Source organism: Streptomyces cellostaticus, assembly GCF_023630175.1.
GTDB lineage: Bacteria > Actinomycetota > Actinomycetes > Streptomycetales > Streptomycetaceae > Streptomyces > Streptomyces cellostaticus_A.
Genome location: NZ_JALLIN010000030.1, coordinates 31736 through 57098, shown reverse-complemented (window position 1 = coordinate 57098; position 25363 = coordinate 31736). Strand labels below are relative to the sequence as shown.

Below are 25363 nucleotides of genomic sequence, written 5' to 3'. Positions count from 1 at the left end.
CGCCGTTCCGCGCGGCTCCCCGCCGAACGGGGCGGCGGCCCGCCGCTCACCTGCCGACCGGGCGCACCAGCACGCCCCCCGTGGTCCGGGCCACCACGAAGGACTCCCCGTTGACCGCCTCCCGGTCCAGCGGGACACGGTGCCGGCCCGGTTCCAGCAGGCCGTCGTAGACCTCCCGGACGCGGGTGCGGTGCAGCCGGTCGAGGCGGTACGCGGTCACCCGGACCCGGCAGGCGGAGGTCACCTCGACCTCGGCCGTGCCGCCGGCGGCGGCCAGCGAGGTGAGCCGGCGCGGCAGCGGACCGCGGTGCAGGGCCTGCTCGATCTGCGCGACGAGCAGCGGGACGATCGGGGCCAGGCCGTCCACCCTGGCGACCGCCACCCCGGCGCGCTCGAAGGCGCCCATCACGCCCGCCCGTTGCGGCTCGCTCACGGCACGGCCGAAGGCGACGGCACCGTAGCCGCGCAGTTCCTCGGCGGGCACGCCGGTGGCGTCCTGGGTGATGTCGGCGCCGATGCCGATGGTGCGCAGCGCGGCGGCCAGCCGGGCGAGCACGGCCACGCGCGCGCCGATCAGCAGCACCCGGCGGCGGGCCGGGAACGGGCCGCCGCCCGCGACGAGGGCGGCGAGCGCGGCCCGGTACTCGGCTCCGCGGAAGCGGAACGGCCCCATGCCGTGGTACCCGTTGAGTCCCGGATCGGCGTGCTCACCGGTCTGCCAGGCGAAGTCCCGCCAGACATAGTCCTCGCCGTCCCGCTCGATGACGGCGGTCACCGCGCCGCAGGCCAGGTCGGCGCACTCGGGGCAGCCGTAGATCACGAACCGGCCGCCGGGGAGCGGGGGTTCGGTCTCCCGCAGCAGGCCGCGCACCTGCTCGGTGAAGACGGCCGGGGGGACGTCGGAGGCGAGCGGGGAGACGGCGTCCAGGTCGGAGAGCCGGAACAGCAGTGGACGGCCGTCGACGACGAAGTCCACGAAATCGCGGTGGACCTCGTGGCCGCCGTCGGCGAGGACGCCGCCGGCGCGCATCGCCGGTGTCAGGCCGAAGGTCGCGTATGCGGCAGACATGCTGTGAGTATTGCCACACCCGCGGGCAGGTGAGCGCCACCCGGCGGGTTCGCCTAGCGTCTTGGTGTGACGCGCGAGTCGAGTGACGAAGTGATCGTGGTCGGTGGCGGGATCGCCGGGCTGACGACCGCCGTGGTGCTGGCCGAGTCCGGGCGGCGGGTGCGGGTGTGGGCGCGCGAGCCCGCCGGCCGTACGACCTCGGCGGTGGCGGGCGGGCTGTGGTGGCCCTACCGGATCGAGCCCGAGGCGCGGGTCGGTGCCTGGGCGCTGGAATCCCTCGCCGTGTACGGGGAACTGGCCGCCCGCCCGGGCGAGACGGGCGTACGCCTGGTCGAGGGCGTACACGCGGGGACGCGGCTGGACGAGCTGGGCGAGTGGGCGGGCCGGGTCCCGGGTCTGCGGGCGGTGCCCGATGGGCTGGCGGCGCGGCTGCCGGTGATCGACATGCCGGTCCATCTGGGATGGCTGCGGGAGCGGTTGGCGAAGGCCGGCGGGACGGCCGAGGAGCGGGAGGTGGCCGACCTGGCGGCCGTGCCCGCCGGTGCCGTGGTGAACTGCACGGGCCTGGGCTCCCGTTCGCTGGTGCCGGACCCGGCGGTGCGCCCGGTGCGCGGGCAGCTCGTGGTGGTGGAGAACCCCGGGATCACCACCTGGTACACGTCCGTCGACCACTCCTGCGCCGGCTCGGCGTACTTCATCCCGCAGCCGGGTGTGCTGCTCCTCGGCGGTACGGCGGAGGAGGACGACTGGTCGCTGGAACCGGATCGCGCGACCGCGGCGGCGATCGTCGCGCGGTGCGCGCGGATCCGGCCGGAGATCGCCGGTGCGCGGGTCCTGGCGCACCGGGTGGGTCTGCGGCCCGCCCGGGACGCGGTACGCCTGGAGCGGCGGTCGCTGCCCGACGGGCGGCCGCTGGTGCACAACTACGGCCACGGCGGGGCCGGGATCACGGTGGCCTGGGGATGCGCCCGTGAGGCGGCCGGGCTGGTGACGGACCCGGCCGCCTGACGGGTCAGGGCGCGGGGAGGTGCCCCGTCAGGTCCGGTGTGCCGACGCCGGTCAGCCGCCGGGGCGCCGGAGCGGCGGTCGTGCCGCCGGCGGTGGCCCGGGTGAACGCCGCGGTGCCTCCGGTCAGCGGCAGCCGGGCCGAGGTACGGGCCAGGTCGAGGGTGAGGGCCGGGCGGGTGGACGGCGGGTCGATGAGGTCCTTGTCCGTGCCGGCGACGACCAGTGCCAGCCGGTGGCCCCGGGGGACGACGTGGTCGGTGGCGGCCAGGTCCAGGGTCATCGTGACGGCCTTGCCCGGGGTGAGCGGCACGCCCCTGCGGAGCGAGGCGTGGTGGCCGAGGTCGGCCCAGCCCCGGCTGAACACCGTGTAGTCGGTACGGACCGTCCTGGCCGCGGTCTTCTTGAAACAGGCGCTGTCCCCGGCTGTGCTCTCGCCCCAGCAGGTGCGGCCGGTGAGCGTGGTGATGCCCTCGGCCGCGTCGGCGTAGTCGCGGACGGTGTCCGGACCGAGGTCCACCAGGACGGCGGACAGGTGGGCCGAGGTGGTGGTCGGGGTGACGGTGACGGTCACCCGGGAGGAACCGGACAGGCGCAGGTCGCGGCCGAGCGGTGCGGTCAGGAAGCCGGCCTTCTCCGGGGTGGGGGTGGTCAGCCGGGCGGCCCAGTCGGTCTCGCCCAGCGCCGGGTCGTCGGTGAAGGTCTCGGTGCCGGTGGCCGGGCGCAGCCCGAGGGTGCCGACACCCGCCCGTGCGCCCGCGGCCGGACGCAGGGTGGTCGTCCGGGTGCCGTGCGGCGGCCAGGCCCGGGAGGTGACCCACTGGTCGGGGTGGCGTTCGATGTCGGCCATCGGTTCGCGGTCCACGCCGTTGTCGTAGCCGAGCAGTTCGTGGTCGAACCAGCGGTGCAGGGTGTCGACCCAGGCACCGCGCCGGTAGTCGAAGGGGTCGACGTGTCCGGTCTGGGAGAGCCAGATCTTGCGCTGGACACCGTGCGCGGCCAGCGCGTCCCACCACTGCCCGAAGTGCTTGGTGCGCACGTTGAGGTCCTGCATGCCGTGCGCGAGGAACACGCTCGCGCGCACCTCGGCCGCGTCCTTGACGTAGTCGCGTCCGGTCCACAGCGGTGTCCAGTCGCCGCTTCGCGGGCTGCCGTCGGCGAGTTCCTTCCGGACGGCCGCGCAGTAGGCGTGGGCGGCGTCGTTCTCGACGTAGCCGGCCAGTTCGTCGGGTCCGCCGTCGTACAGCGGGGCGCCCTGGGCGAAGTAGTAGTCGTACCAGGAGGAGATGGCACTGATCGGGACGATGGTCCGCAGGCCCCGTACGCCGGTGGCGGCGACGCCGTTGGCGATGGTGCCGTCCCAGCTCTTGCCGATCATGCCGGTCCGGCCGTTGGTCCAGCCGGCCCCGACGGTCCTGGATCCGGTGCGGCTGGTGTACGCCCTGGCGCGGCCGTTCAGCCAGTCGATCACGGCCTTGGCGGACTGGATCTCGGCGCGGCCACCGACGTCGACGCAGCCGTCCGAACGGTTGGTACCGGTCAGGTCGACGCCGACGAACGCGTACCCCCGGGGCACGAAGTAGTTGTCGTAGAACAGCGGCATCCGGACCACGCGGCCCTGCGCGTCGTACGTCTTGCGCTGGCTCTCGTTGCCGCGTCCGCAGCACGAGTAGTACGGGCTGGCGTCCATGATGACCGGCACCTTGCGGCCCTGCCGGGCCGGTTCGGAGGGCCGGACGATGTCGGCGGCCACCCGGTCGGTCCGTCCGTCGCCGTCGGCGTCGAGGCCGGTGTCCACCCAGACGGCCTCGCGGACGGCGTGTGCGTACGAGTAGACCGGACGGCTCTCCCGCGACGCGGCGTGGGCGCCCGACGGGGCGGGGAAGACGGCCGCCAGGGCTGCGACGGCCGCGGTCGCGAGCGTTCTCCGGATCGTGAAGCGCATGCGTGTCGGCATGGGCGGACGGTACCCCCGGCAACTCCCGCGCATAAGGCGGCTTCACGGCAGCCGGGTGGCGTGTCGCGGCCGAATGGCGCTCCCGTGGCGGCGGGTGCCGTGGACAGGCCGGGGGCCACAGCGACTCAATGGGCTCCGAACAGACTTCCTGTCCCGAAGACTTGGAGCTGACGTGCACCGCAGAATCATCACGCCGGGCGTACTGGCGGCGGCCTCCCTCCTGCTGGCGATCCCGGCGTCGGCCACGAGTGGCACCCCGGGCGCGCCGGGCATCGGCGACCCCTACTACCCGGACTACGGCAACGGCGGCTACGACGTCTCGCACTACGACCTGCGGCTGCGGTACCGGCCGGGGACGGACGAGTTGCAGGGCACCGCCACCATCCTGGCACGGACCACGCAGGACCTGTCCGGCTTCGACCTGGACTTCCTGCTGGACGTGAGCGAGGTACGGGTCAACGGCAGCCGGGCGGCCTTCGCGAGGTCGGGTGAGCACGAACTCGTCGTCACCCCGGGGACACCGCTGGCGAAGGGCACCCCGGTCACCATCGTGGTCCGCTACGGCGGGGTGCCCTCGGCCAAGAGCGCCTACGGGTTCACCACCTGGCACCGCACCCCGGACGGTGCGGTGGCCGCCGACGAGCCCGAGGCCGCCTGGTGGTGGTTCCCGAGCAACGACCACCCCGGCGACAAGGCCACCTACGACGTGTCGGTGGCCGTGCCCGACGGCACGCAGGCCATCTCCAACGGCACGCTGCAGTCGACCACGTCGAAGCTCGGCTGGACCACCTACAACTGGCGGCAGAACAAGCCGCAGGCCACGTATCTGGCCACACTCGCCCTCGGGCGGTTCGACATCACCACCGGCACCTCCGACGGCGGGGTGCCGGTCCTCAACGCCTACAGCAGGGACCTCGGTGACGACGACGGTGCCGCACGCGCGAGCGTGGAGCGCACCGGGGAACTCGTGGACTGGCTGAGCGGGTACTTCGGGCCGTACCCGTTCGCCTCGGCCGGCGGCTACGTTCCCCGCACCACCACCGGGTACGCGCTGGAGACGCAGACGCGGGTCTACTACAGCCCGAAGCAGTTCAGGAACGGCTCCAACACCTCGGTCGTCGTGCACGAGCTTGCCCACCAGTGGTACGGCGACGACGTGTCGCTGAAGGGCTGGAAGGACATCTGGATCAACGAGGGCTTCGCGCGATACGCCCAGTGGCTGTGGTCCGAGCACGAGGGCGAGGGCACCCCGCGGGAACTCGCCGACTACGTGTACGCCTCCCACCCGGCCGACGACGCGTTCTGGACGGTCGCGCCCGGTGACCCGGGCCCGGACCACCAGTTCGACGCCGCCGTCTACGACCGGGGCGCGCTCGCCATCCAGGCGCTGCGCGAGGAGATCGGTGACGACGCGTTCTTCGCCGTCCTGAAGGGCTGGCCGAAGGAGCACGCGTACGGCAACGCCTCGGTGGCCGACTTCCAGGAGTACGCCGAGCGGGTGTCGGGCAGGCCGCTGGCCGCGCTGTTCGGCACCTGGCTGTTCGCGCCGTCGAAGCCGGCCGTGCCCGCTGCCCGCGCGGCCTCGCTCGCCGGGACGGGCACGCGGGTCGCGCGGCCCCGTTCGTGGCGGCGCATCGAGGCGACGAACGACGTGCACCGGCACTGACGCCGGCACGGCTCACACGGTGCCGGCCGTCCGCGCGAGGAGGGCGTCACGGCCCATCGGCTCGGCGCGGGTGGCCGGGACCGTGCAGGCGTGGGCGCCGGCCACCGCCCCGTACCGGGCGCACCGCGGGGGCGGCTCGCCGGCCAGCCGGCCGTAGAGGAAGGCGGCGGCGAAGGCGTCCCCCGCGCCGTTGGAGTCGACCACGGGTCCGGGCGGGGCCACCGCCGGTATCCGGGTCGGCTCGCCGTCGGCCAGCAGATAGGCGCCCTCGGCCCCGGCGGTGGCGACGACGACCTCGGCCCGCCCCCGCTCGGCGATCCGGCGTAGGGTCCGCTCGGGGTCGCAGAGCGCCGCCACGGAGAGGAAGACGACGTCCGCCGCGAGTGCGAACGGCTCGTGGTACGGGTTCTCGCCGTCCCAGTCGTGCAGGTCGGTGGAGAGGGGCACGCCCGACTCCACCAGCACGGGCAGGGCCTGGGCGCAGGGCTGGGTGATGGTCACGTGGACGTGCCGGCTCGCCCCGGCGAGCGCCCGCAGCGTGTCCTCCGGAAAACGGTCGCCGGGGTGGGCGCGGCTGGTGTCGTACAGGGACAGCCGCCGGCCGTCGGGGCCGACGAGGTTGACCGCCCGCTTGGTCCCGGCGGGGGCCGGGAGCGCGGTCAGCCCGATGCCCCGCTCCCGGTGCAGGGCGCGCACGAGGTCGCCCTCCGGGTCGTCGCCGACCAGGTCCAGGTGGTGGGTGCGCAGGCCCAGCGCGTCCAGCCCCAGGGCCACGAAGTCGCCGGTCTGCCCGGCGCGGGTGAGGATGCCGGAGTCGATCCCGTAGCTGTCGGCGTACGGCAGGGGGAGCTCCGGGACGTACACGATCGTGTCCACCCCGGCCCCGCCCAGCACCAGCACGTCGATCGCTCCGGCCGCTTCGGGCACTCCGGTCCGTCCGGTCATCCCCCGCCCTCCCCGTGGCCGTACCCCGCCGTCGGGGTCCCGCCGGACCGCAGCCTACGCGGGGCGGGTGCGCGGACGCACCGAGTTCGATCACTCGGCCGCCCGGGCGGCCGAGTACCGTGGCGGTCGAGGCCCTCGCGACGGGGCGGACCTCGGCTGCCGCGGCACCGGGAGGGGGCGGCTCGCGGCCGTCCCCCTCCTCACCACTACGTCAGCCGGGACAGCTCCTGGTCCGTGTCCCGGGTCACGCGGCGGCGGACGCCGAACCAGCCGGCGACCAGGAGGACGGCGATCAGGGGGATGAGCAGGAGGGTCTTGCGGCCGACGTCGGGGTCGTTCCACATCATGCCGAGGCAGGCCAGCAGGAAGGCGATCGTGGCGATCTCGGTGACCGGGCTGAACCTGAGCCGGAAGTGCGGCCGGGTCACCAGGCCCGCGCGGGCGCGGCGGACGAAGACCAGGTGGCAGACCATGATGATCACCCAGGTGCTCACGATGCCGAGGGAGGCGACGTTCAGCACGATCTCGAAGGCCTGGCTGGGCATCAGGTAGTTCAGGCCGACACCGAGCACGCAGACCGCGCAGGTCAGCAGGATGCCCCCGTAGGGCACCTGGCTGCGGTTCATGCGCGCCGTGAACTTCGGCGCCGAACCGGCCGTGGCCATCGAGCGCAGGATGCGGCCCGTGGAGTACAGGCCGGAGTTGAGCGAGGACATGGCGGCGGTCAGCACGACCAGGTTCATCACGTCGCCGGCCGCCGGGACACCGATCTTCGACAGGACGGTGACGAACGGGCTCTGGTCGGCGGAGTACACCGAGCCGGGCAGCAGCAGGGCGAGCAGCACGACCGAGCCGACGTAGAACAGGCCCACGCGCCACATGATCGAGTTCACCGCGCGCGGGACGACCTTCTCCGGCTCGGCGGTCTCGCCGGCGGCGACGCCGACCAGTTCGAGGGCGGCGTACGCGAAGATCACGCCCTGCATGACCAGGACGACCGGCATCGTGCCCTGCGGCAGGAGGCCGCCGTGGTCGGTGATGACGCTCAGACCGGGCTTCTCGCCGCCGACCTCGTGCTGGGTGGCGAGCAGGAAGATGCCCACGAGCATGAAGGCGACCAGGGTCGCGACCTTGATGATCGCGAACCAGAACTCCATCTCGCCGAAGATCTTCACCGAGATCAGGTTCACCGCCAGCACCACCGCGAGGGCGATCAGCGCCAGCACCCACTGCGGGATCGCGGTGAACATGCTCCAGTAGTGCGTGTACAGGGCGATCGCGGTGATGTCGGCGATGCCCGTGGTCGACCAGTTCAGGAAGTACATCCAGCCGGCGACATAGGCGCCCTTCTCACCGAGGAACTCGCGCGCGTAGCTCACGAAGGACCCCGAGGACGGCCGGTACAGCACCAGCTCGCCGAGGGCCCGTACGACGAAGAAGGCGAAGACGCCGCAGACCAGGTAGGCCAGGGCGAGTGCCGGGCCCGCGGTGTGCAGGCGGCCGCCGGCGCCCAGGAAGAGGCCCGTGCCGATGGCACCGCCGATGGCGATCATGTTGACGTGGCGGGCCTTGAGGTCCTTGCTGTAGCCGGCGTCCCCCGCGTCCGCGGGGGTCGGGTCCGCCTGGGGGCGGACGGTGGCCTGTGCCGATTCCACGGCTTCCTTGCTCACGGGTGGTTCCACTTCCTGGTGCGCCCGGACCTCGTGGGTCCGGGGTTCGTGCGGGTCCTGGCCCGCACCACCCCTGGTGAGTCGCGGTACAGACCAAAGCAGCAACTTCCCAGGGAGATCACCGTCCATGCGATGGTTCATGTCACACCGGGGCTCTTCTCACATGGTCGACACATGTTTCACACCACTGGTGGGACAGCGATACTGCTGCACATGACGACGGACGCCACGACCGGGGACGGCGAGCCGGCCCTCACCATCGACGAGCTGGCCGCGCGGACGGGCGTCACGGTCCGCACCGTCCGCTTCTACGGCAGCAGGGGCCTGCTCCCGCCGCCGGAGATCGGCCCGCGCCGAGTGGGGCACTACGGCCCCGGGCACGTGGCGCGGCTGGCCCTGATCGAGGAGCTCCAGCAGCAGGGCATGACCCTGGCGGCGATCGAGCGGTACCTGCGGCAGCTTCCGCCCGACCTCGGCCCGCACGACCTGGCCATCCACCGCGCGGTGGTCGCGTCCTGGGCACCGGAGGCGCCGGAGAGGGTGTCGCGCCGGGAACTGGAGCGGCGGGCGGGACGGCCGCTGGCGTCCGGGGACATGGAGCGGCTGGCCGCGATGGACGTCGTGCGTCAGGAGGGCGAGGACGTCTTCCGCGTCGACACCGGGCTGCTCCGGCTCGGCCTGCGACTGCTGGACGTACCGCTGTCGCAGGACGCGATCCTCGCGGCGCGCAAGGTGCTCGTCGAGCACTCGCGCGCCGCGGCCCGTGAGCTGGCCCAGCTCTTCCGCGGCGAGGTGGCCGAGCGTGACGCGCGGGACGTGCAGTCCCTGTCGGCGCACATGCACCCGCTGGTGGTGCAGGCGCTGCTGTCGACGTTCCAGCGCTCGCTGCGGGAAGAGCTGAGCGAGTGGCTCACCGGGTCATGAGCGGGAGTCGCCGAACCGCTCCCCCTTCTCCGCCTTGGCCACCAGCAGCGCGGGCGGGGTGAACCGCTCGCCGTAGCGCTCGGCGAGCTCACGCGCGCGTGCGACGAATCCGGGCAGGCCGCCCTCGTAGCCGTTGATGTACTGCAGCACGCCGCCGGTCCAGCCCGGGAAGCCGATGCCGAGGATGGAGCCGATGTTGGCGTCGGCGACCGAGGTCAGCACGCCCTCCTCCAGGAGCCGCACGGTGTCGAGCGCCTCGGCGAAGAGCATCCGCTCCTGCATGTCCCGGAACGGGATCTCGTGCCCGGCCTGCGTGAAGTGCTCGCGCAGGCCCGGCCAGAGGCCGGCCCGCCCGCCGTCCTCCGTGTAGTCGTAGAAGCCGGCGCCGCCGCTGCGCCCGGTGCGGCCGAACTCGTCGACCAGTCGGTCGATGACCGCCTCCGCCGGGTGCGCGCTCCAGGTGCCGCCCGCCTCCTCGACCGCCCGCCTCGACTCGTTCCGGATCTTGCGCGGGAGGGTGAGGGTCAGCTCGTCCATGAGGGAGAGCACCTTGGCCGGGTAGCCGGCCTGGGCGGCGGCCTGCTCCACGGAGGCGGGCTCGACGCCCTCGCCGACCATCGCCACACCCTCGTTGATGAAGTGGCCGATCACGCGGGAGGTGAAGAAGCCGCGCGAGTCGTTGACGACGATCGGCGTCTTGTTGATCTGCCGGACCAGGTCGAAGGCCCGGGCCAGGGCCTCGTCGCCGGTGCGCTCCCCCTTGATGATCTCGACCAGCGGCATCTTGTCGACGGGCGAGAAGAAGTGCAGTCCGATGAAGTCGCCCTGGCGCTGCACGCCCTCGGCCAGCGCGGTGATGGGCAGGGTGGAGGTGTTCGAGCACAGCAGCGCGTCGGGCGCGACGACGGACTCGATCTCCTGGAAGACCTTGTGCTTGAGCGAGGTGTCCTCGAAGACGGCCTCGATGACCGCGTCGCAGCCCGCGAGGTCGGCCGCCTCGGCGGTGGGCGTGATCCGGGCGAGCAGCGCGTCGGCCTTCTCCTGGCTGGTGCGGCCCCTGGCGACGGCCTTGGCGCACAGCTTCTCGGAGTAGCCCTTGCCCTTGAGGGCGGCCTCCGGCGAAACGTCCTTCAGGACGACCTCGATGCCCGCCCGGGCACAGGAGTAGGCGATCCCGGCGCCCATCATCCCGGCGCCGAGCACGGCGACCCTGCGGACCGTGCGGGGCTCGACGCCCTTCGGGCGGTTGGCGCCCGAGTTCACGGCCTGGAGGTCGAAGAAGAAGGCCTGGATCATGTTCTTCGAGGTCTGTCCGGCGGCCAGCTCCACGAAGTAGCGGGCCTCGATGACCTGGGCGGTCTCGAAGTCGACCTGGGAACCCTCGACGGCCGCGGCCAGGATGGCGCGCGGGGCCGGGTAGGGGGCGCCGTTCGTCTGCTTGCGCAGGTTCGCCGGGAAGGCGGGCAGGTTGGCGGCGAACTTCGGGTTGGCGGGCGTGCCGCCGGGGATCCGGTAGCCGGGCCGGTCCCAGGGCTGCTGCGCCGCGGGATTGGCGTCGATGAAGGCGCGGGCCTTGGCGAGCAGTTCCTCGGGGGTGGCGGCGACCTCGTGGACCAGGCCGTTCTCCTGGGCGCGGCGCGCGTTGTACTGCTGCCCCTGGAGGAGCACCTTGAGCAGGGCGTCGGCGATGCCCAGCAGCCGGACGGTGCGCACGACGCCGCCTCCGCCGGGGAGCAGGCCGAGGGTGACCTCGGGGCAGCCGATCCTGGTGCCGGAGGTGTCGAGGGCGACACGGTGGTGGCAGGCGAGGGCGAGTTCGTAGCCGCCGCCGAGGGCCGCGCCGTTGATGGCGGCGACCACGGGCTTGCCGAGGGTCTCGATACGGCGCAGGTTCCGCTTGATGGCGAGCCCGCCCTCGAAGAGCTCCTGGGCGGTCTCCGGGGTGACCCGGATCAGGTCGCGCAGGTCGCCGCCGGCGAAGAACGTCTTCTTGGCGGAGGTGAGGATGACGCCGCGGATGGAGTCCTTCTCGGCCTCCAGCCGGTCGGTGACCGCGGCCAGGGAGGCGCGGAACGCCTGGTTCATGGTGTTCGCGGACTGGTCGGGATCGTCGAGGACGAGGGTGACGACACCGGTGTCGTCCTGCTCCCAGCGGATGGTGGTGCTCTCGGTCATGACAGTCGTCTCCGTTGAGGTCTCGTGGTTCCGCGGGGAGTTCAGACGCGCTCGACGATGGTGGCGATGCCCATGCCACCGCCCACGCACAGGGTGGCCAGGCCGTAGCGCTTGTCCTGGCGCTCCAGCTCGTCGATGAGCGAGCCGAGGATGATGGCGCCGGTCGCGCCGAGCGGGTGGCCGAGGGCGATGGCTCCGCCGTTGACGTTGACCTTGTCCAGGGACAGGCCCATGTCCTTCACGAAGCGCAGCACGACCGCCGCGAACGCCTCGTTGATCTCGACCAGGTCGATGTCGTCGATGGTCAGCCCGGCCCTGGCGAGCGCCTTGCGGGCCGCCGGGGCGGGGCCGGTGAGCATGATGGTCGGCTCGGAGCCCGAGACGGCGGCGGAGACGATCCGGGCGCGGGGGGTCAGGCCGTACCGCTCGCCGGTCTCCTTGGAGCCGATCGCGACGAGGGAGGCACCGTCGACGATGCCGGAGGAGTTGCCGGCGTGGTGGACGTGATCGATCCGCTCCACCCAGTGGTACTTCTGCAGGGCGACCGCGTCGAAGCCGCCCAGCTCGCCGATGTCCGCGAACGACGGCTTGAGCCCGGCGAGCGAGTCGGCGGTGGTGCCGGGGCGCATGTGCTCGTCGTGGTCGAGGACGACCAGGCCGCTGCGGTCCCTGACGGGGACGACGGAGCGGTCGAAGCGGCCCTCCTTCCAGGCGGTGGCGGCGCGCTCCTGGGAGAGGGCGGCGTACTCGTCGACGTCCCGGCGGGAGAAGCCCTCGATGGTGGCGATGAGGTCGGCGCCGATGCCCTGCGGCACGAAGTTGACGGACAGGTTGGTCATCGGGTCGTTGAACCAGGCGCCGCCGTCCGAGGCCATCGGCACGCGCGACATGGACTCCACGCCGCCCGCCAGGACCATGTCCTCCCAGCCCGAGCGGATCTTGGCCGCGGCCAGGTTGACAGCCTCCAGGCCGGACGCGCAGAAGCGGTTCTCCTGGAGGCCCGCGACGGTGTCCGGCAGCCCTGCGGCGATCGCGGCGATCCGGGCGATGTCGGAACCCTGGTCGCCCACGGGTCCGACGACGCCGAGCACGATGTCGTCGATCGCGGCCGGGTCGAGGTCCGGGAAGCGGTCACGGATCTCGTGGATGAGACCGACGACCAGGTCGATGGGCTTCGTGCCGTGCAGGGCGCCGTTCGCCTTGCCGCGGCCGCGCGGGGTGCGGATCGCGTCGTACACGTACGCTTCGGTGCTCACTGATGTGCCTTTCGGGAGGGTGGGCCGAGCGGGACTCGGTCGCCGAGGGCGGGGGGCGTCGGGGCCCGGTGGCCGGGGTCAGCCGGCGTCCGGGACGAGGTCGTCGCTCACGAGGTCGGGTATGCCCCAGTCCCGCGCCACCGTCCCGCTGTCGGCACCGGGCCGGGCGGGGCCGGTGCGGACGCCGGTGGGGGTCGCGGAGAAGCGGGGGGCGGGGGCCGGCTGGGTGATGCCGCCGTGGTCGGTGAAGGTGCCGCGGGCGGCCAGGTGCGGGTGGTGCGGGGCCTCGCGCAGGGACAGCACCGGGGCCACGCACGCGTCCGAGCCCTCGAAGAGGGCCGTCCACTCGTCCCGGGTGCGGGTTCTGAAACGGGCGGCGACCTGTTCGCGCAGCTCGCCCCAGCGGGCCCAGTCGTCCCGGGCCCCGGCCAGGTGGTCCAGGCCGAGCAGGTGCAGGAACTCCGCGCAGAACCGCGCCTCCAGGGCGCCCACCGCCATGTGGCCGCCGTCGGCGGTCTCGTAGGTGCCGTAGTACGGACAGCCGCCGTCCAGGAGGTTGACGCCGCGCCGGTCCTGCCAGCCGCCGGCGGACAGCATGCCGTGGATCATCGTCGACAGGTGCGCGGTGCCGTCCACGATGGCCGCGTCCACGACCTGGCCGGTGCCGGTGGCGCGCGCGTGGTGCAGGGCCGCCAGGACTCCGACGACCAGGTAGAGGGAGCCGCCCGCGTAGTCGCCGAGCAGGTTGGCGGGGACGGCCGGGGGCTCGCCGGGGCGGCCGATCATGCCGAGGGTGCCGGTGAGCGCGATGTACGTCACGTCGTGGCCGGCGCGGTCGGCGAGGGGGCCGTCCTGGCCCCAGCCGGTCATCCGGCCGTAGACCAGCCGGGGGTTGCGGGCATGGCAGGCGGCGGGGCCGACGCCGAGCCGTTCGGCGACGCCGGGGCGGTAGCCCTCGACGAGGATGTCGGCGCGTTCGGCGAGGTCGAGCACGCGCGCGGCGCCGTCCGGTGCCTTGAGGTCGACGACGACCGAGCGCTTGTTGCGGTTGGTCACGTCGTGCGCGGGGTCGATCCCGAGACCCGGGCCGCCCGGGCGGTCCACCCGCACCACGTCGGCGCCCAGGTCGGCGAGGAGCATGGCGGCGAACGGGCCCGGCCCGATGCCGGCCAGTTCGACCACACGCACACCGCGGAGCGGACCGTGGCCCGGCGTCGCTGCCGTCGTCATGCCGTCCTGCCCCCAAGTCCATGTGACACAACCGATGTAACACCGAGGATGCTAAGAACACGTTCCACTCGGCACAAGACCTGAACGAGCAAGCGCTTAGCCAAGTGCCCGGCACCGTCGTTCCCGGGGCGGCCCTCCGGCCCGCCACCACTCACGCTAGCCTCAGCCACCGACAGCGGCGCGGGCTGCGGAGGCAAGGGGTGACATGAGCAGGCTAAAGAGGACGGATCGTCCCTACGACCTGGTGCTCTTCGGGGCCACCGGCTTCGTCGGCACGCTCACCGCGGAGTACCTGGCGGCACACGCGCCCGAGGATCTGCGCTGGGCGGTCGCGGGCCGCGACGAACTCGCCCTGGAGCGGCTGCGGGCGCGGCTGCCCGGCGGTTCCGGCGTCGGGACGCTCCGCGCGGACGTACGGGATCCGGCCACCCTGCGCGCTCTCGCCGAGCACGCGCGCGTGGTGGCCACGACCGTGGGCCCGTACCTGGAGTACGGCGAGGACCTGGTGGCCGCCTGCGCGGACGCCGGGACCGACTACCTGGACCTCACCGGCGAGCCCGAGTTCGTCGACCTGATGTACGTCCGGCACGACGCACGCGCGCGGGAGACCGGCGCCCGTCTGGTGCACGCCTGCGGTTTCGACTCCGTACCGCACGACCTGGGCGTGCACTTCACGGTCCGGCAGCTCCCGGAGGGCGTGCCGCTGACCGTGGACGGGTTCGTGACGGCTGACGCCGCCTTCTCCGGCGGCACGCTGGCCTCGGCGCTGAACCAGTTCGCGCGCGGCCGGCAGATGGCGGCCGCGGCCCGGGAGCGGCGGCGGCACGAGCCGCGGCTGCTGGGGCGCCGGGTGTCGGCGCCTGCGGGGACGCCCCGGTTCGCCCGGGAGGTGGGCGCCTGGGCACTGCCGCTGCCGACCATCGACCCGCAGATCGTGCGCCGCTCGGCGAAGGCGCTGGAGCGGTACGGTCCCGACTTCCGCTACCGCCACTACGCGGCCGTCCGGCGCCTGCCGGTGGCCGCGGGCGGAGCCGCCGCCGTGGGCGCGATCGCCGCGGCCGCCCAGGTGCCGCCCGTCCGGCACTGGCTCTCGGACCGGCTCAGGCCCGGGGACGGACCGAGCGCCGAGAAGCGGGCGCGGAGCTGGTTCCGGGTCCGCTTCGTCGGCGAGGGCGGCGGGCGGCGCGTGTACACCGAGGTCTCGGGCGGCGATCCGGGCTACGGGGAGACGGCGAAGATGTTCGCCGAGTCGGCGCTCTGCCTGGCCTTCGACGATCTCCCGCCGACGGCCGGGCAGGTCACCACCGCGGTGGCGATGGGTGACGCGCTCACCGGGCGGCTGCGCGGGGCCGGCATCCGCTTCCGTGTGGCGGCCGGCCGCTGACCGGCGCTGGAGGGGTCATTCGCGCCGAGGTGCGGACCACCCGGAGATCCGGCCGAGCCCGGCGGGCACCACGAGCCCGGGGGCGGCGTCCTCGCGGGCGGCGTTCACGACCCGCTCGACGGGCCGACGCCCCCCTCCCCCGCGACCGCCTGCTTCAGCGCCCGTCTGCACAGCGAATCCGCCCGGCGGGTCGACTCCGGCAGGCGGTACCGGGGGGTCAGTGCCAGGGTGTGCGCCAGGGCGTTGTCCAGCGTGGTGCGATGCCCCACGGAGACGAAGACCGGTTTGACGTGGGACCGGGTCCGCAGCGCCCGGCCCACCTCCTCGGGTCCGGCGAGGAGCGGGGCGGAGCCGCCGCGGAGGAGGGCGGGCTCGGCGTGGGTGAAGGCGAAGGGGCTTTTGGCGACGCCGATCGTCGGCAGGCCGGTGAGGACGCCGAGGTGGCTGGCGAGGCCGAAGCGGCGCGGGTGGGCGAGGCCGTAGCCGTCGCAGACCACCAGGCCGGGCGGGCAGGGCAGGGCGTCCAGGGCCGCCCGCACGGTCGGGATCTCGCGGAAGGCCAGCAGCCCGGGTACGTAGGGGAAGGAGATCCGGCCGACCGCCGTGGCCTCGGCGACGACCTCCAGGGTGGCCGCGTCCAGGACGACGGCCGCCGCGGCGACGAGGTCGCGTTCGTCGTCGTACGCGACGTCCACGCCCGTCACCCGCCCCGACCCGGGCGGCGGCCCCGGCTCGTCGAGGACCACCCGCCCGCGCAGTGCGTCCTGTACGGCGCGGGCCTCCTCCTCGGTCGCCGGCCAGTTCGCGGGCACGCCTACGGTTCTCATGGTGGACCGGACTGTACGACCCGGGGACGGCCCGGCGGGTGCCGGGGTAGGCTCGTGATCATGTTCGTACTGGAGCTGACGTACACCGCCCCGCTCGACGAGGTCGACGCCGCGCTGCCGGCGCACCGGGCCTGGCTGGACGAGCAGTACGAGAACGGCCACTTCCTGGCCTCGGGTCGCAAGGAGCCCCGCGACGGCGGAGTGATCCTCGCCGTCGCGGAGGACCGCGCCCGCATCGAGGAGGTCACCGGGGGCGACCCGTTCGTCGCCGCCGGGGTGTGCGCGTACCGCATCACGGAGTTCCGCGCCACGAAGACGGCCCCGGAGCTGGACCGCCACCGGCAGCCGGCGGACTGACCGGAGCCGGTCAGCCCTTCCCTTCCTCGTCCAGCGCGCGCCGCAACTGGTCCTTGTCCATGTGGGAGCGGCCCTCGACACCGCGCCGCCTGGCCTCGTCGTAGAGCTGGTCGCGGGTCGGCCCTCGGGAGCCGGCCCGGCTGCCCGACCGCAGGCCGCCGCGCCTGCCGGACGACAGGTCCTGCGTGGAGCTGCGGCCGGCGGTCCGGGACTCGCCGGACCGCGCGCGTTCCTTGTTCACGGTCCGCGCGGCGATCTCCTTCGCGCGCTCGGTGCTTTCGCCCCGCTCCCGCGCGCTCTCCTTGATGTGCTCGTACTGGCGTTCGCGTTTGGGGCTGGACCCGGCCGGCATGATCGCTCCCTCCTGCCGTGCGTGGTGGGACGGGGTACGAGTACCCGGGTCGGGCCCGGCCACGTCAGCGTTCCAGCCGGGCCACCCGCCCCTTCTCGCCGGCCGCCCAGCAGCTCAGGTCGGGGGCGCAGGCCACGGTGTCGTACGAACCGGTGCCGACGGTGCGCCAACTACGACCCCCGTCCGTGGTCACGTCCGTGCCGGTCGGTCCGACGGCCAGCGCGGTGGTACGGCTGTGCGGGAGCCAGGCGGCGCCCGAGCGGTACGCGGGCGGCGCGGTGGCGGCGGGGCGCCAGGTGCGGCCGCCGTCGGCGGTCACCGCGGCGGCCCGCGGCGAGGACTGGTCGGGGCGGTAGTCACCGCCGACGGCGAGGCCGTGGGCGCGGTCGCGGAAGGCGAGCGCGAAGACGCCCTTGGCGGGATCACCCGCCGGCACCGGCGTGTCGGCGGCCGTCCAGGTCAGCCCGCGGTCGGCGGAGTGCAGCACGCGCGCGCGGGCGGCACCGCCGGTGGCCAGCCAGACGTCCTTCGGTCCTGCGGTGACCAGGCACTGGCCGCTCGCGGCGAAGCCGGCCTCGCCGTCCAGGGCGGGCGGCATGCCCGCCGAGGGCAGCACGCGCCAGGAGCGACCGCCGTCGCCCGTGGACAGGATGCGGAACCGGCCGTCCACCGGGTCGCTCATGGCGAGGCCGCGGCGGCGGTCGAAGAAGGTGAGGCAGTCGTAGAAGGCCCTCGGGTCGGTGTTGCGGAACGACTCCGCCCATGTGCTGCCCCCGTCCTCGGTGCGGTAGATCCGGGAGGCCTCGCCCTCGCCGATCGCCAGCACCACCGCGCGCCGCCCGTCGAACGCCTCGACGTCCCGGAACTGCAGGCCGGCGGCGCCGGGCGGGGAGACGTTCCGCCAGCTCGTCCCGCCGTCGGTGGTGCGCAGTACGGTGCCGCCGGTACCGGCCAGCCAGGCGGTCCGGCGGTCGACGGCCGCCAGGCCCCGGAAGCGGACCTGCGGGGTGCCGCTGTCCTTCTCCGCCCAGTGCGCACCGGCCGCCGCCGGGGCCGCGGCCCCGGCGGCGGCCGGTGCCGCCGGCGCGGCCAGTACCGCCACGCAGGCCAGCCCCGCCGCCGGCAGCCGATGTGTCCGTCCCCCGCGTCGTGTGCTCCCCGAGCGCCTCATGGCGGGCGAAGTTAGCGGACCGCCCCGGCACCGTCCAGAGGGCCCGGCGGCGTCCTGGCGGGCCGCCCCACCCGCCTCACCGGTCCCGAAGCATGAAGGCGGTGACCGAGGTCACTCGTGTCTCGTGTGCACGGACTGGCCGGATCCGACGTCTCCTCCAGTACCGGGTTCCACACCTGCAGCACGTCCAGCCGTCACAAGGGAGCAAGGCGTTGTCCACCATGATCGAGCAGCCCGTAGAGGCACGCCTCGTCGCCGCCGCACCACGCATGCTGAGCATCCCCGCCACGCTGTGCTACGACCGGCGCGATCCGTTCGCCGTCCGGATGGCCTTCCCCGCGCCGGCCACCCTGGAGGGCGTCGACGTCTGCTGGACCTTCTCCCGTGAACTCCTCGCGGCGGGCCTCGAGGGTCCGGAGGGCCACGGGGACGTCCGCGTCCGGCCGTACGGCTACGACCGCACCGTGCTGGAGTTCCACGCCCCCGAGGGCACGGCGGTCGTGCACGTGCGCTCGGGCGAGATACGCCGGTTCCTGGAGGCGACGGCCGGCCTCGTGCCGGTCGGCCTGGAACACCTCCAGTTCGACCTCGACCACGACCTTGCCGTCCTGATGCGGGACGCCTGCTGAGGTCGCAGGCGCGGGGACCGGGGTGCGGGCGGCCCGGGCGGACTCGTGAGCGGGTGCCGGTGCACCGCTGCGCGCCTGTCGGCGGCCAATTCCGTTGACAGCGTTTCACCCCCCTCGTACGTTGTACGCGGTCCTGTTGCCGCCGATTGGAGAAGGACGTTGCTCGTCTGAGGTCCTGAGACACCGCGCTCACACCGCTGAGGTGTGCGTGGTTGTACGACCTCGGCGCCCGACCCTCCGTCCTCCGGCACAGGCCCTTCTCCATGGGCTCCCTGCCGCCCAGGCCTTCGGTTTCCGCCTCGCGGTGTCTCGACACGCGTCCGCACAGACCGCACCCGGCAATCGCGAGGCCCTTATGTCAATGTCCCTCACCTGCACGTCCCTGTCCTTCGCCTGGCCCGACGGCACCTCCGTCTTCGACGGCCTCGACGTCGCCTTCGGCCCCGGCCGGACGGGTCTCGTCGGCGTCAACGGTTCCGGGAAGTCGACCCTGTTGAGACTGCTCGCCGGTGAACTGCTCCCGGCCGACGGCACCGTCAAGGTGACCGGTGAGATCGGCCATCTGCCGCAGAACGTCACGCTCGACACCACGCTCCGGGTCGACGAGGTCCTGGGCATCGCCGCTCAGCGAGGCGCCCTGCACGCCATCGAGGCGGGCGACGCCGCCGAGGAGCACTTCGAGGCGGTCGGCGACGACTGGGACGTCGAGGAGCGCGCCCTGGTCACCCTGGGCGAGCTGGGCCTCGGCGGCATCGGCCTGGACCGTAGCGTCGGCGAGGTGTCCGGCGGCGAGTCCGTACTGCTGCGGCTGGCCGCGCTGCTGCTGCGCCGCCCGGACGTCCTGCTGCTCGACGAGCCCACCAACAACCTGGACCTGTACGCGCGCCGCCGGCTGTACGCGGCCGTCACCGCCTGGCCCGGTGTGCTGGTGGTCGTCAGCCACGACCGCGAACTGCTCGACCTGGTCGACCAGATCGCCGATCTGCGCTCCGGCGAGATCGTCCGGTACGGCGGCAACTTCTCGGCGTACGAGGAGGCCCTCGCGGTCGAACAGGAGGCTGCCGAGCGGATGGTGCGGGTCGCCGAGTCGGACGTGCGCAAGCAGAAGCGCGAACTGGCCGACGCCCAGGTCAAACTGGCCCGGCGCAAGCGGTACGGGCAGAAGATGTTCGAGACCAAGCGGGAACCGAAGATCGTCATGGGCGCGCGCAGACGCGCCGCGCAGGAGTCCGCGGGCAAACACCGCATCATGCACGAGGAACGGCTCGCCGAGGCCAGGGACCGGCTGGACGAAGCGGTCGAGGCGGTGCGGGACGACGACGAGATCCGCGTCGAACTGCCCTTCACCGCCGTGCCGCCCGGCCGCCAGGTGCTCACCCTGGAGAACCTGGAGACGGCCTACGGGTCCCGTGTCGAGGGCATCCTCGATCTGCGCGGGCCGGAGCGGATCGCGCTCGTGGGACGCAACGGCGCCGGCAAGACGACGCTGCTGCGGACCATCACCGGGGAGCTGCCGGCGGTGGCCGGCGAGGCGCTGACGCACGTCCCGCTGCGGTTCCTGCCGCAGCGCCTGGACGTTCTCGACGACGAGGCGACCGTCGCCGAGAACGTGGCCCGGTTCGCGCCGGGCGCCACCAACAACCGGGTCCGGGCGCGCCTGGCCCGCTTCCTGTTCCGTGGCGCACGGGCCGACCAGAAGGCGGGCACGCTGTCCGGCGGCGAGCGGTTCCGGGCGGCCCTGGCCGCGCTGATGCTCGCCGAACCGGCGCCCCAGCTCCTTCTGCTGGACGAGCCGACCAACAACCTCGACATGGCGAGCGTCCGGCAGCTGACCTCGGCCCTGGAGTCGTACCAGGGCGCACTGCTCGTCGCCAGCCACGACCTGCCGTTCCTGGAGTCGATCGGCATCACCCGCTGGCTGCTGATGGAGGGAGGGAAGCTGAGGGAGACCACGCCCGAGGAGCTCGCGAACCCGGGCCGGCCGGTACCGCCCGAGGTCTCAGGAGGGGAACAGCCTGCTAACGCGGCAGGATGAGGGTTTTGTCCTGGCCATGCCGCGCTGCATGATGGCGGTCCGGCCCCCGTACCCCGGGCGCCGGACCGCACCGCCGATCAGGAAAGGCCCCTCGTGCCCAGCAAGAAGGCCCTCGTCCGCCGCCCCGGCCCGCTGCTCGCCGAGGGGCTGGTGACGCACATCGAGCGGGAGAAGGCCGACGTGGACCTCGCGGCCGAGCAGTGGGACGCCTACGTCGAGGCGCTCGGCGCGCACGGCTGGGAGACGATCGAGGTCGACCCCGCCGACGACTGCCCCGACTCGGTGTTCGTCGAGGACACCGTGGTCATGTACCGGAACGTGGCGCTGATCACCCGGCCCGGCGCGGAGTCCCGGCGCGCGGAGACCGCGGGCGTCGAGGAGGCCGTGGCCCGGCTCGGCTGCTCGGTGAACTGGATCTGGGAGCCGGGCACGCTGGACGGCGGCGACGTCCTCAAGGTGGGCGACACCGTCTACGTCGGCCGGGGCGGACGCACCAACGCGGCCGGGGTGCAGCAGCTCCGGGCCGCGTTCGAGCCCCTGGGCGCACGGGTGGTGGCCGTGCCGGTCAGCAAGGTGCTGCACCTGAAGTCGGCCGTCACCGCGCTGCCGGACGGGACGGTGATCGGGCACATCCCGATGGTGGACCGGCCGTCGCTGTTCCCGGGGTTCCTGTCCGTGCCGGAGGAGTCCGGTGCGCACGTGGTGCTGCTGGGCGGCCACAAGCTGCTCATGGCGGCGAGCGCCCCGAAGACGGCGGAGCTGCTGACCGATCTCGGCCACGAGGTGGTCACGGTGGACATATCGGAGTTCGAGAAGCTCGAGGGGTGTGTGACGTGTCTCTCGGTCCGGCTCCGGGAGCTGTACGCCTGACGGAGTGACGCCCTGCCTCGAACAGCCCCGGGACCTGCGGGTCCCGGGGCTGTTCGGCACACCCGTGAAGGGCCCGCGCCAGGGCATCTGATCAGCGATCTTTACGGAGACCTTAACCTACGGCTTCGTAACCTACGGGTTCGTAGCCTACGATCACGTAGGTTTCCCGGCACCGCTCGCCGGACCGTCCCCCAACCCCCGCATCTGCTCGGCGTCCCCCTGGAGTTCCCGTGACGATCACCTCCCCTCACCTCGGCAGCCCGTCCGCCTGGACCGACGCGCGGCTGCTGTACGCGCTGGAGGAAGTGGTCGAGAAGGAGCTGAACCGGCATCTGAAGATCGCCAAGGACTGGATGCCGCACGAGTACGTGCCCTGGAGCGACGGCCGCAACTTCCCCGGCGTGTTCGAGGACGGCGAGGCCTGGGGCAAGGAGCAGTCCGGTGTGACGGAGATCGGCCGTATCGCCCTCGTCGTCAACCTGCTGACCGAGGACAACCTCCCGAGCTACCACCACGAGATCGCCTCGCTGTTCGGCCGCGACGGCGCGTGGGGTACGTGGGTGCACCGCTGGACGGCCGAGGAGGGCCGGCACGGCATCGTGATGCGCGACTACCTGCTCACCTCGCGCGCGGTGGACCCGGACAAGCTGGAGCAGTTCCGGATGTCCCACATGAGCGAGGGCTTCGAGTCCGACAACCGGCACTCGATGCTGCACTCGATCGCTTACGTGGCCTTCCAGGAACTGGCCACCCGGATCTCGCACCGCAACACCGGCCACCAGTCCGGTGACCCGGTCTGCGACCGCATGCTGGCCCGTATCGCGACCGACGAGAACCTGCACATGGTCTTCTACCGCAACCTGCTGAAGGCCGCCTTCGAACTCGCCCCCGACCTCACCATGCAGGCGGTCCGGGACGTCGTCGTCGACTTCCGCATGCCCGGGCACGGCATCCCCGGCTTCGAGCGGGCGGCGGCGCAGATGGCGATCGGCGAGGTCTACAACCTGCGCATCCACCACGACGACGTGCTGCAGCCCGTGCTGCGCTTCCTGAAGGTCATGGAGATCGACGGGCTGGGCCCGGAGGGCCTGCGGGCCCAGGAGGAGCTGGGTCTGTTCATGGGCGGCCTGGACACCGAGGCCACCCGGTTCGACGAGCGGCTGGCGGCGCGCAAGGCCCGGATGGCGGCCCGGGCGGCCGGCTGAGGACTCCCTCCGCGGGCGGTCAGCCCGAGGTGCGCCTCATCGCGAGGCGCTCCTTCTCGGACAGACCGCCCCAGACGCCGAAGCGTTCGTCGTTGGCCAGCGCGTAGTCGAGGCAGGCCGGGCGCATCTCGCACATGCCGCAGATGCGCTTCGCCTCGCGGACCGAGCTGCCGGGCTCGGGGAAGAAGAAGTCGGCCCCGGTCTGCGCGCACAGGGCCTGGGCCTGCCAGGCGGTGTCGGCCGGGGTGATCGTGTCGATGTGCATGGCCAGGATCGTGCCGTGCGGCGAAAAACGTTCGATCAACACCGCATCAACGCCGCGTCGACCCGGCTCTCGGCACGGCGGCCGGCACGCGCGGAAGGCGTGGACCGTCCCGATGATGCGCCGTGCGACACGCCCGTGCACGGCGGCGCGCGGCGGCGGCGCCGAATCCCGTGGATCCCCCGGGCCCGGCAGGGCCGGCCGCGCACGTGGGCCCGGCACGCCGCGGCACCTCGGCGGCGGTTGCCGGTGGGCGGTGCCAGACTCGGCAGAGCAGAGGACGGGACCCGGTTCACGGTCCCCCTGTCGAGGAGGGCGAAGATGCTCACCACCCGTTTCGTCAACGGCGCTCCGAACTGGGTCGATGTCGGCACCCCCGACCTGGACGGCGCCCTCTCCTTCTACGGCGGTCTCTTCGGCTGGCAGTTCCGGTCGGCGGGGCCGGACGCCGGCGGCTACGGCTTCTTCCAGCTCGACGGCAGGACCGTGGCCGGCGGCATGCCGACCGGACCGGAGCAGGGCCCGCCGGCCTGGACCGTGTACTTCCGGAGCGAGGACGCGCAGGACACCGCCGCACTGGCCGAACAGGCGCACGGCGGGGTGCTGTTCCGGCCCGTCGACGTGAGGGGCGAGGGGCACATGGCGATCCTCGCCGACCGGGCGCGGGTGCCGTTCGGCGTCTGGCAGCCCGGGCGGACGGAAGGAGTCGACATGGCGAACGAGCCGGGCGCGCTGTGCTGGGTCGAGTTGTACACGGCGGACGTCGCGGCGGCCGCCGCCTTTTACCACAGGGTCCTCGGTCTGGAGACCTCCGGCGTGCCCCTTCCCGGCGGCACGTACACCTGCGTCAATGCCGGCGGGGCCGGCGAGGGCGAGATGTTCGGCGGGATGGTGCCGCTGGCCGACGACCCGGCCGAGGCGGAGGCCGGCCCGTACTGGCTGCCGTACTTCGAGGTCGACGACACCGACGCCGTGGCCGAGAAGGCGCGGCGGCTCGGCGGCACGGTGCGCGTGCCACCGAGCACGCTGGAGGGCGTCGGACGCATGGCCAGAATCGCCGACCCCTACGGGGCACGCTTCGCGGTGATCACAAGCGCGTCGCCACCCGGCTGACGGTGAGGGGAGCTGGGAGCCGCCTGCCGGGGGCGTGCCGGGCGTCGCGGGGCAGGCGGGGCCCCACAACGGCACGAGGACGGCCTCAACCCCGCGCCGCACCGCGTCCGACGCCGTGCTCCGGCCCACCGGGGACCACGGGACGGCCCTCAGGCGGACGCGCGGCGGATCAGTGTGGTCGGCAGGACCACGCCGGCCGCCGGCGGACCCGTGCGGTCCCACGCGGCGCCCGGCCCGGCAGGGCCCGCCAGCAGCAGGCGGGCCATCAGCCGGCCCATCTCCTCGATGTCCTGACGGACCGTGGTCAGCGGCGGATCGCACTCCTCGGCGACGGGCAGGACGTCGTCGAAGCCGATCACGGCCACGTCCCCGGGCACCCGCAGTCCCCGCTCGCGCAGCACGCGCAGGGCGCCGAGCGCGGTGAGGTCGTTGGCCGCGAACAAGGCGTCCACGTCCGGGCGGCGGTCGAGCAGTTCCCGCATGGCCCGTTCCCCGCCGCCCGGGGTGAAGTCGCTCTCCACCACGAGCCCGGGGTCGGCGTCGCCCATGACGTCCCGGTAGCCGTCGAGCCGGTCCACGGCGGAGGTCTGGTCCAGCGCGCCGGTGATGTGCGCGATCCGGGTCCGGCCGAGGCCCACGAGATGGCGTACGGCGGCGCGGGCGCCGCCCCGGTTGTCGCTGTCGACGTACAACGGCCCGGGGGCGCCGCCACCGTCGCTCCAGTCGGGCCGGCCGCCGAACACGGTGGGTACGCCCGCGGTGCGGATCAGGCCGGGCAGTGGGTCGTCGAGGTGCAGGGAGAAGACGAGCGCGCCGTCGACGTGGCCCCCGGCGAGATAGCGGGCCACGCGCGCGTGGTCGGCGCGGCCCTCGGTCAGCAGCAGCACGAGCTGGTTGTCACGGGCCGTCAGTTCCTTGCTGATGCCGCGCAGTTGCAGGGCGAAGAAGGGGTCGGCGAACACCCGGGCCTCGGGCTCGGCGATGACGACGGCGATGGCGTCGTGCCGCTTGGTGACCAGGCTCCGCGCGGCCTGGTTGGGTACGTACCCGAGTTCCTCGACCGCCCGCCGGACCCGCTCGACCAGCGGCTCCCGGACTCCGTTCCCGCCGTTGACCACCCGTGACACGGTGGCCCGGGACACCCCGGCCCGGGCGGCCACGGCCTCCAGCGTGGGACGCGACACTGCCTCGGTCACTTCGGGACTCCTCATCGGCGGCTGACGGTCAGGATAGCCGCGGTCCGTCGGTCCGGACGGGCCGG

The 25363-nt window shown here is 73.3% G+C and carries 22 protein-coding genes; 10 read left to right on the top strand and 12 right to left on the bottom strand.

Features of this window, described 5'->3' with window-relative positions:
* Nucleotides 1-46 precede the first annotated feature (46 nt).
* Nucleotides 47-1069, bottom strand: coding sequence for an oxidoreductase (locus MXD57_RS20095; protein ID WP_250402922.1), 1023 nt, complete (start codon nt 1067-1069; stop codon nt 47-49).
* Between the two features lie 90 nt (nt 1070-1159).
* On the opposite strand from MXD57_RS20095, the gene MXD57_RS20090 reads away from it, so the two are divergent.
* Nucleotides 1160-2077, top strand: a complete 918-nt coding sequence (locus tag MXD57_RS20090) for an FAD-dependent oxidoreductase (RefSeq protein ID WP_250403007.1) — start codon at nt 1160-1162, stop codon at nt 2075-2077.
* A 4-nt stretch (nt 2078-2081) separates the two neighbouring features.
* On the opposite strand, the gene MXD57_RS20085 is transcribed toward MXD57_RS20090, so the two are convergent.
* Nucleotides 2082-4031 (bottom strand): Xaa-Pro dipeptidyl-peptidase, encoded by a 1950-nt coding sequence (locus tag MXD57_RS20085; RefSeq protein ID WP_250402921.1) that lies wholly within the window; start codon nt 4029-4031, stop codon nt 2082-2084.
* 172 nt (nt 4032-4203) lie between these two features.
* Between MXD57_RS20085 and MXD57_RS20080 the strand changes: the two genes are divergently transcribed.
* Entirely contained in the window at nt 4204-5697 is a 1494-nt protein-coding gene (locus MXD57_RS20080) for a M1 family metallopeptidase (protein WP_250402920.1), read from the top strand.
* Between the two features lie 12 nt (nt 5698-5709).
* Here MXD57_RS20080 and MXD57_RS20075 read toward each other — a convergent pair whose 3' ends face one another.
* Nucleotides 5710-6642 (bottom strand): PfkB family carbohydrate kinase, encoded by a 933-nt coding sequence (locus MXD57_RS20075; protein WP_250402919.1) that lies wholly within the window; start codon nt 6640-6642, stop codon nt 5710-5712.
* Nucleotides 6643-6848: 206 nt separating this feature from the next.
* Nucleotides 6849-8312, bottom strand: a complete 1464-nt coding sequence (locus tag MXD57_RS20070; protein WP_250402918.1) for an amino acid permease — start codon at nt 8310-8312, stop codon at nt 6849-6851.
* 213 nt (nt 8313-8525) lie between these two features.
* On the opposite strand from MXD57_RS20070, the gene MXD57_RS20065 reads away from it, so the two are divergent.
* Nucleotides 8526-9236 (top strand): MerR family transcriptional regulator, encoded by a 711-nt coding sequence (locus MXD57_RS20065; RefSeq protein WP_250402917.1) that lies wholly within the window; start codon nt 8526-8528, stop codon nt 9234-9236.
* Here the strand turns inward: MXD57_RS20065 and MXD57_RS20060 are convergent.
* From MXD57_RS20060 to MXD57_RS20050, 3 genes are all read right to left on the bottom strand, one after another.
* On the bottom strand, nt 9231-11411 hold the full coding sequence (locus MXD57_RS20060; RefSeq protein WP_250402916.1) for a 3-hydroxyacyl-CoA dehydrogenase NAD-binding domain-containing protein: 2181 nt from the start codon (nt 11409-11411) through the stop codon (nt 9231-9233). The genes MXD57_RS20065 and MXD57_RS20060 overlap by 6 nt on opposite strands.
* Nucleotides 11412-11452: 41 nt before the next feature.
* On the bottom strand, nt 11453-12667 hold the full coding sequence (locus tag MXD57_RS20055) for an acetyl-CoA C-acetyltransferase (protein WP_250402915.1): 1215 nt from the start codon (nt 12665-12667) through the stop codon (nt 11453-11455).
* A gap of 78 nt (nt 12668-12745) precedes the next feature.
* Nucleotides 12746-13897, bottom strand: a complete 1152-nt coding sequence (locus tag MXD57_RS20050; RefSeq protein WP_250402914.1) for a CaiB/BaiF CoA transferase family protein — start codon at nt 13895-13897, stop codon at nt 12746-12748.
* Nucleotides 13898-14102: 205 nt separating this feature from the next.
* On the opposite strand from MXD57_RS20050, the gene MXD57_RS20045 reads away from it, so the two are divergent.
* On the top strand, nt 14103-15281 hold the full coding sequence (locus MXD57_RS20045) for a saccharopine dehydrogenase family protein (protein ID WP_250402913.1): 1179 nt from the start codon (nt 14103-14105) through the stop codon (nt 15279-15281).
* Between the two features lie 104 nt (nt 15282-15385).
* Here the strand turns inward: MXD57_RS20045 and MXD57_RS20040 are convergent, their stop codons facing one another.
* Entirely contained in the window at nt 15386-16108 is a 723-nt protein-coding gene (locus MXD57_RS20040; RefSeq protein WP_250402912.1) for an endonuclease V, read from the bottom strand.
* Between the two features lie 60 nt (nt 16109-16168).
* On the opposite strand from MXD57_RS20040, the gene MXD57_RS20035 reads away from it, so the two are divergent.
* Complete coding sequence (locus MXD57_RS20035; RefSeq protein WP_250402911.1) at nt 16169-16465, top strand: YciI family protein; 297 nt, start codon at nt 16169-16171, stop codon at nt 16463-16465.
* A 10-nt stretch (nt 16466-16475) separates the two neighbouring features.
* Here MXD57_RS20035 and MXD57_RS20030 read toward each other — a convergent pair whose 3' ends face one another.
* Together MXD57_RS20030 and MXD57_RS20025 are read right to left on the bottom strand one after the other, a co-directional pair.
* On the bottom strand, nt 16476-16817 hold the full coding sequence (locus MXD57_RS20030; protein ID WP_250402910.1) for a plasmid stabilization protein: 342 nt from the start codon (nt 16815-16817) through the stop codon (nt 16476-16478).
* A gap of 64 nt (nt 16818-16881) precedes the next feature.
* On the bottom strand, nt 16882-17988 hold the full coding sequence (locus MXD57_RS20025) for a WD40/YVTN/BNR-like repeat-containing protein (protein ID WP_250402909.1): 1107 nt from the start codon (nt 17986-17988) through the stop codon (nt 16882-16884).
* 212 nt (nt 17989-18200) lie between these two features.
* On the opposite strand from MXD57_RS20025, the gene MXD57_RS20020 reads away from it, so the two are divergent.
* From MXD57_RS20020 to MXD57_RS20005, 4 genes are all read left to right on the top strand, one after another.
* Nucleotides 18201-18617, top strand: a complete 417-nt coding sequence (locus tag MXD57_RS20020) for an SsgA family sporulation/cell division regulator (protein ID WP_250402908.1) — start codon at nt 18201-18203, stop codon at nt 18615-18617.
* Nucleotides 18618-18972: 355 nt separating this feature from the next.
* Nucleotides 18973-20652 carry an ABC-F family ATP-binding cassette domain-containing protein gene (locus MXD57_RS20015; protein WP_250402907.1) on the top strand — a complete coding sequence of 560 codons (1680 nt, stop codon included), beginning with the start codon at nt 18973-18975 and terminating at the stop codon, nt 20650-20652.
* A 93-nt stretch (nt 20653-20745) separates the two neighbouring features.
* A complete protein-coding gene (gene ddaH / locus MXD57_RS20010; protein ID WP_250402906.1) occupies nt 20746-21522 on the top strand; it encodes a dimethylargininase in 777 nt (258 codons plus the stop codon).
* Between the two features lie 230 nt (nt 21523-21752).
* On the top strand, nt 21753-22727 hold the full coding sequence (locus tag MXD57_RS20005; protein ID WP_250402905.1) for an acyl-ACP desaturase: 975 nt from the start codon (nt 21753-21755) through the stop codon (nt 22725-22727).
* Between the two features lie 19 nt (nt 22728-22746).
* Here the strand turns inward: MXD57_RS20005 and MXD57_RS20000 are convergent, their stop codons facing one another.
* Nucleotides 22747-22992: a WhiB family transcriptional regulator gene (locus MXD57_RS20000; RefSeq protein WP_250403005.1), complete on the bottom strand. Its 246-nt coding sequence runs from the start codon at nt 22990-22992 to the stop codon at nt 22747-22749.
* 318 nt (nt 22993-23310) lie between these two features.
* On the opposite strand from MXD57_RS20000, the gene MXD57_RS19995 reads away from it, so the two are divergent.
* A complete protein-coding gene (locus MXD57_RS19995; protein WP_250402904.1) occupies nt 23311-24102 on the top strand; it encodes a VOC family protein in 792 nt (263 codons plus the stop codon).
* 149 nt (nt 24103-24251) lie between these two features.
* Here the strand turns inward: MXD57_RS19995 and MXD57_RS19990 are convergent, their stop codons facing one another.
* A complete protein-coding gene (locus MXD57_RS19990; protein WP_250402903.1) occupies nt 24252-25298 on the bottom strand; it encodes a LacI family DNA-binding transcriptional regulator in 1047 nt (348 codons plus the stop codon).
* Between the last annotated feature and the right edge of the window lie 65 nt (nt 25299-25363).

Excerpts from the sequence above, each read along its gene's own strand:
- MXD57_RS20025 (WP_250402909.1), bottom strand. The coding sequence starts at position 17,988 with ATGAGGCGCTCGGGGAGCACACGACGCGGGGGACGGACACATCGGCTG.
- MXD57_RS20085 (WP_250402921.1), bottom strand. The coding sequence starts at position 4,031 with ATGCCGACACGCATGCGCTTCACGATCCGGAGAACGCTCGCGACCGCG.
- MXD57_RS20035 (WP_250402911.1), top strand. The coding sequence starts at position 16,169 with ATGTTCGTACTGGAGCTGACGTACACCGCCCCGCTCGACGAGGTCGAC.
- MXD57_RS20030 (WP_250402910.1), bottom strand. The coding sequence starts at position 16,817 with ATGCCGGCCGGGTCCAGCCCCAAACGCGAACGCCAGTACGAGCACATC.
- MXD57_RS19995 (WP_250402904.1), top strand. The coding sequence starts at position 23,311 with ATGCTCACCACCCGTTTCGTCAACGGCGCTCCGAACTGGGTCGATGTC.
- MXD57_RS20040 (WP_250402912.1), bottom strand. The coding sequence starts at position 16,108 with ATGAGAACCGTAGGCGTGCCCGCGAACTGGCCGGCGACCGAGGAGGAG.
- MXD57_RS20050 (WP_250402914.1), bottom strand. The coding sequence starts at position 13,897 with ATGACGACGGCAGCGACGCCGGGCCACGGTCCGCTCCGCGGTGTGCGT.
- MXD57_RS20015 (WP_250402907.1), top strand. The coding sequence starts at position 18,973 with ATGTCAATGTCCCTCACCTGCACGTCCCTGTCCTTCGCCTGGCCCGAC.
- MXD57_RS20075 (WP_250402919.1), bottom strand. The coding sequence starts at position 6,642 with ATGACCGGACGGACCGGAGTGCCCGAAGCGGCCGGAGCGATCGACGTG.
- MXD57_RS20095 (WP_250402922.1), bottom strand. The coding sequence starts at position 1,069 with ATGTCTGCCGCATACGCGACCTTCGGCCTGACACCGGCGATGCGCGCC.
- MXD57_RS20045 (WP_250402913.1), top strand. The coding sequence starts at position 14,103 with ATGAGCAGGCTAAAGAGGACGGATCGTCCCTACGACCTGGTGCTCTTC.
- MXD57_RS20000 (WP_250403005.1), bottom strand. The coding sequence starts at position 22,992 with ATGCACATCGACACGATCACCCCGGCCGACACCGCCTGGCAGGCCCAG.
- MXD57_RS20060 (WP_250402916.1), bottom strand. The coding sequence starts at position 11,411 with ATGACCGAGAGCACCACCATCCGCTGGGAGCAGGACGACACCGGTGTC.
- MXD57_RS20065 (WP_250402917.1), top strand. The coding sequence starts at position 8,526 with ATGACGACGGACGCCACGACCGGGGACGGCGAGCCGGCCCTCACCATC.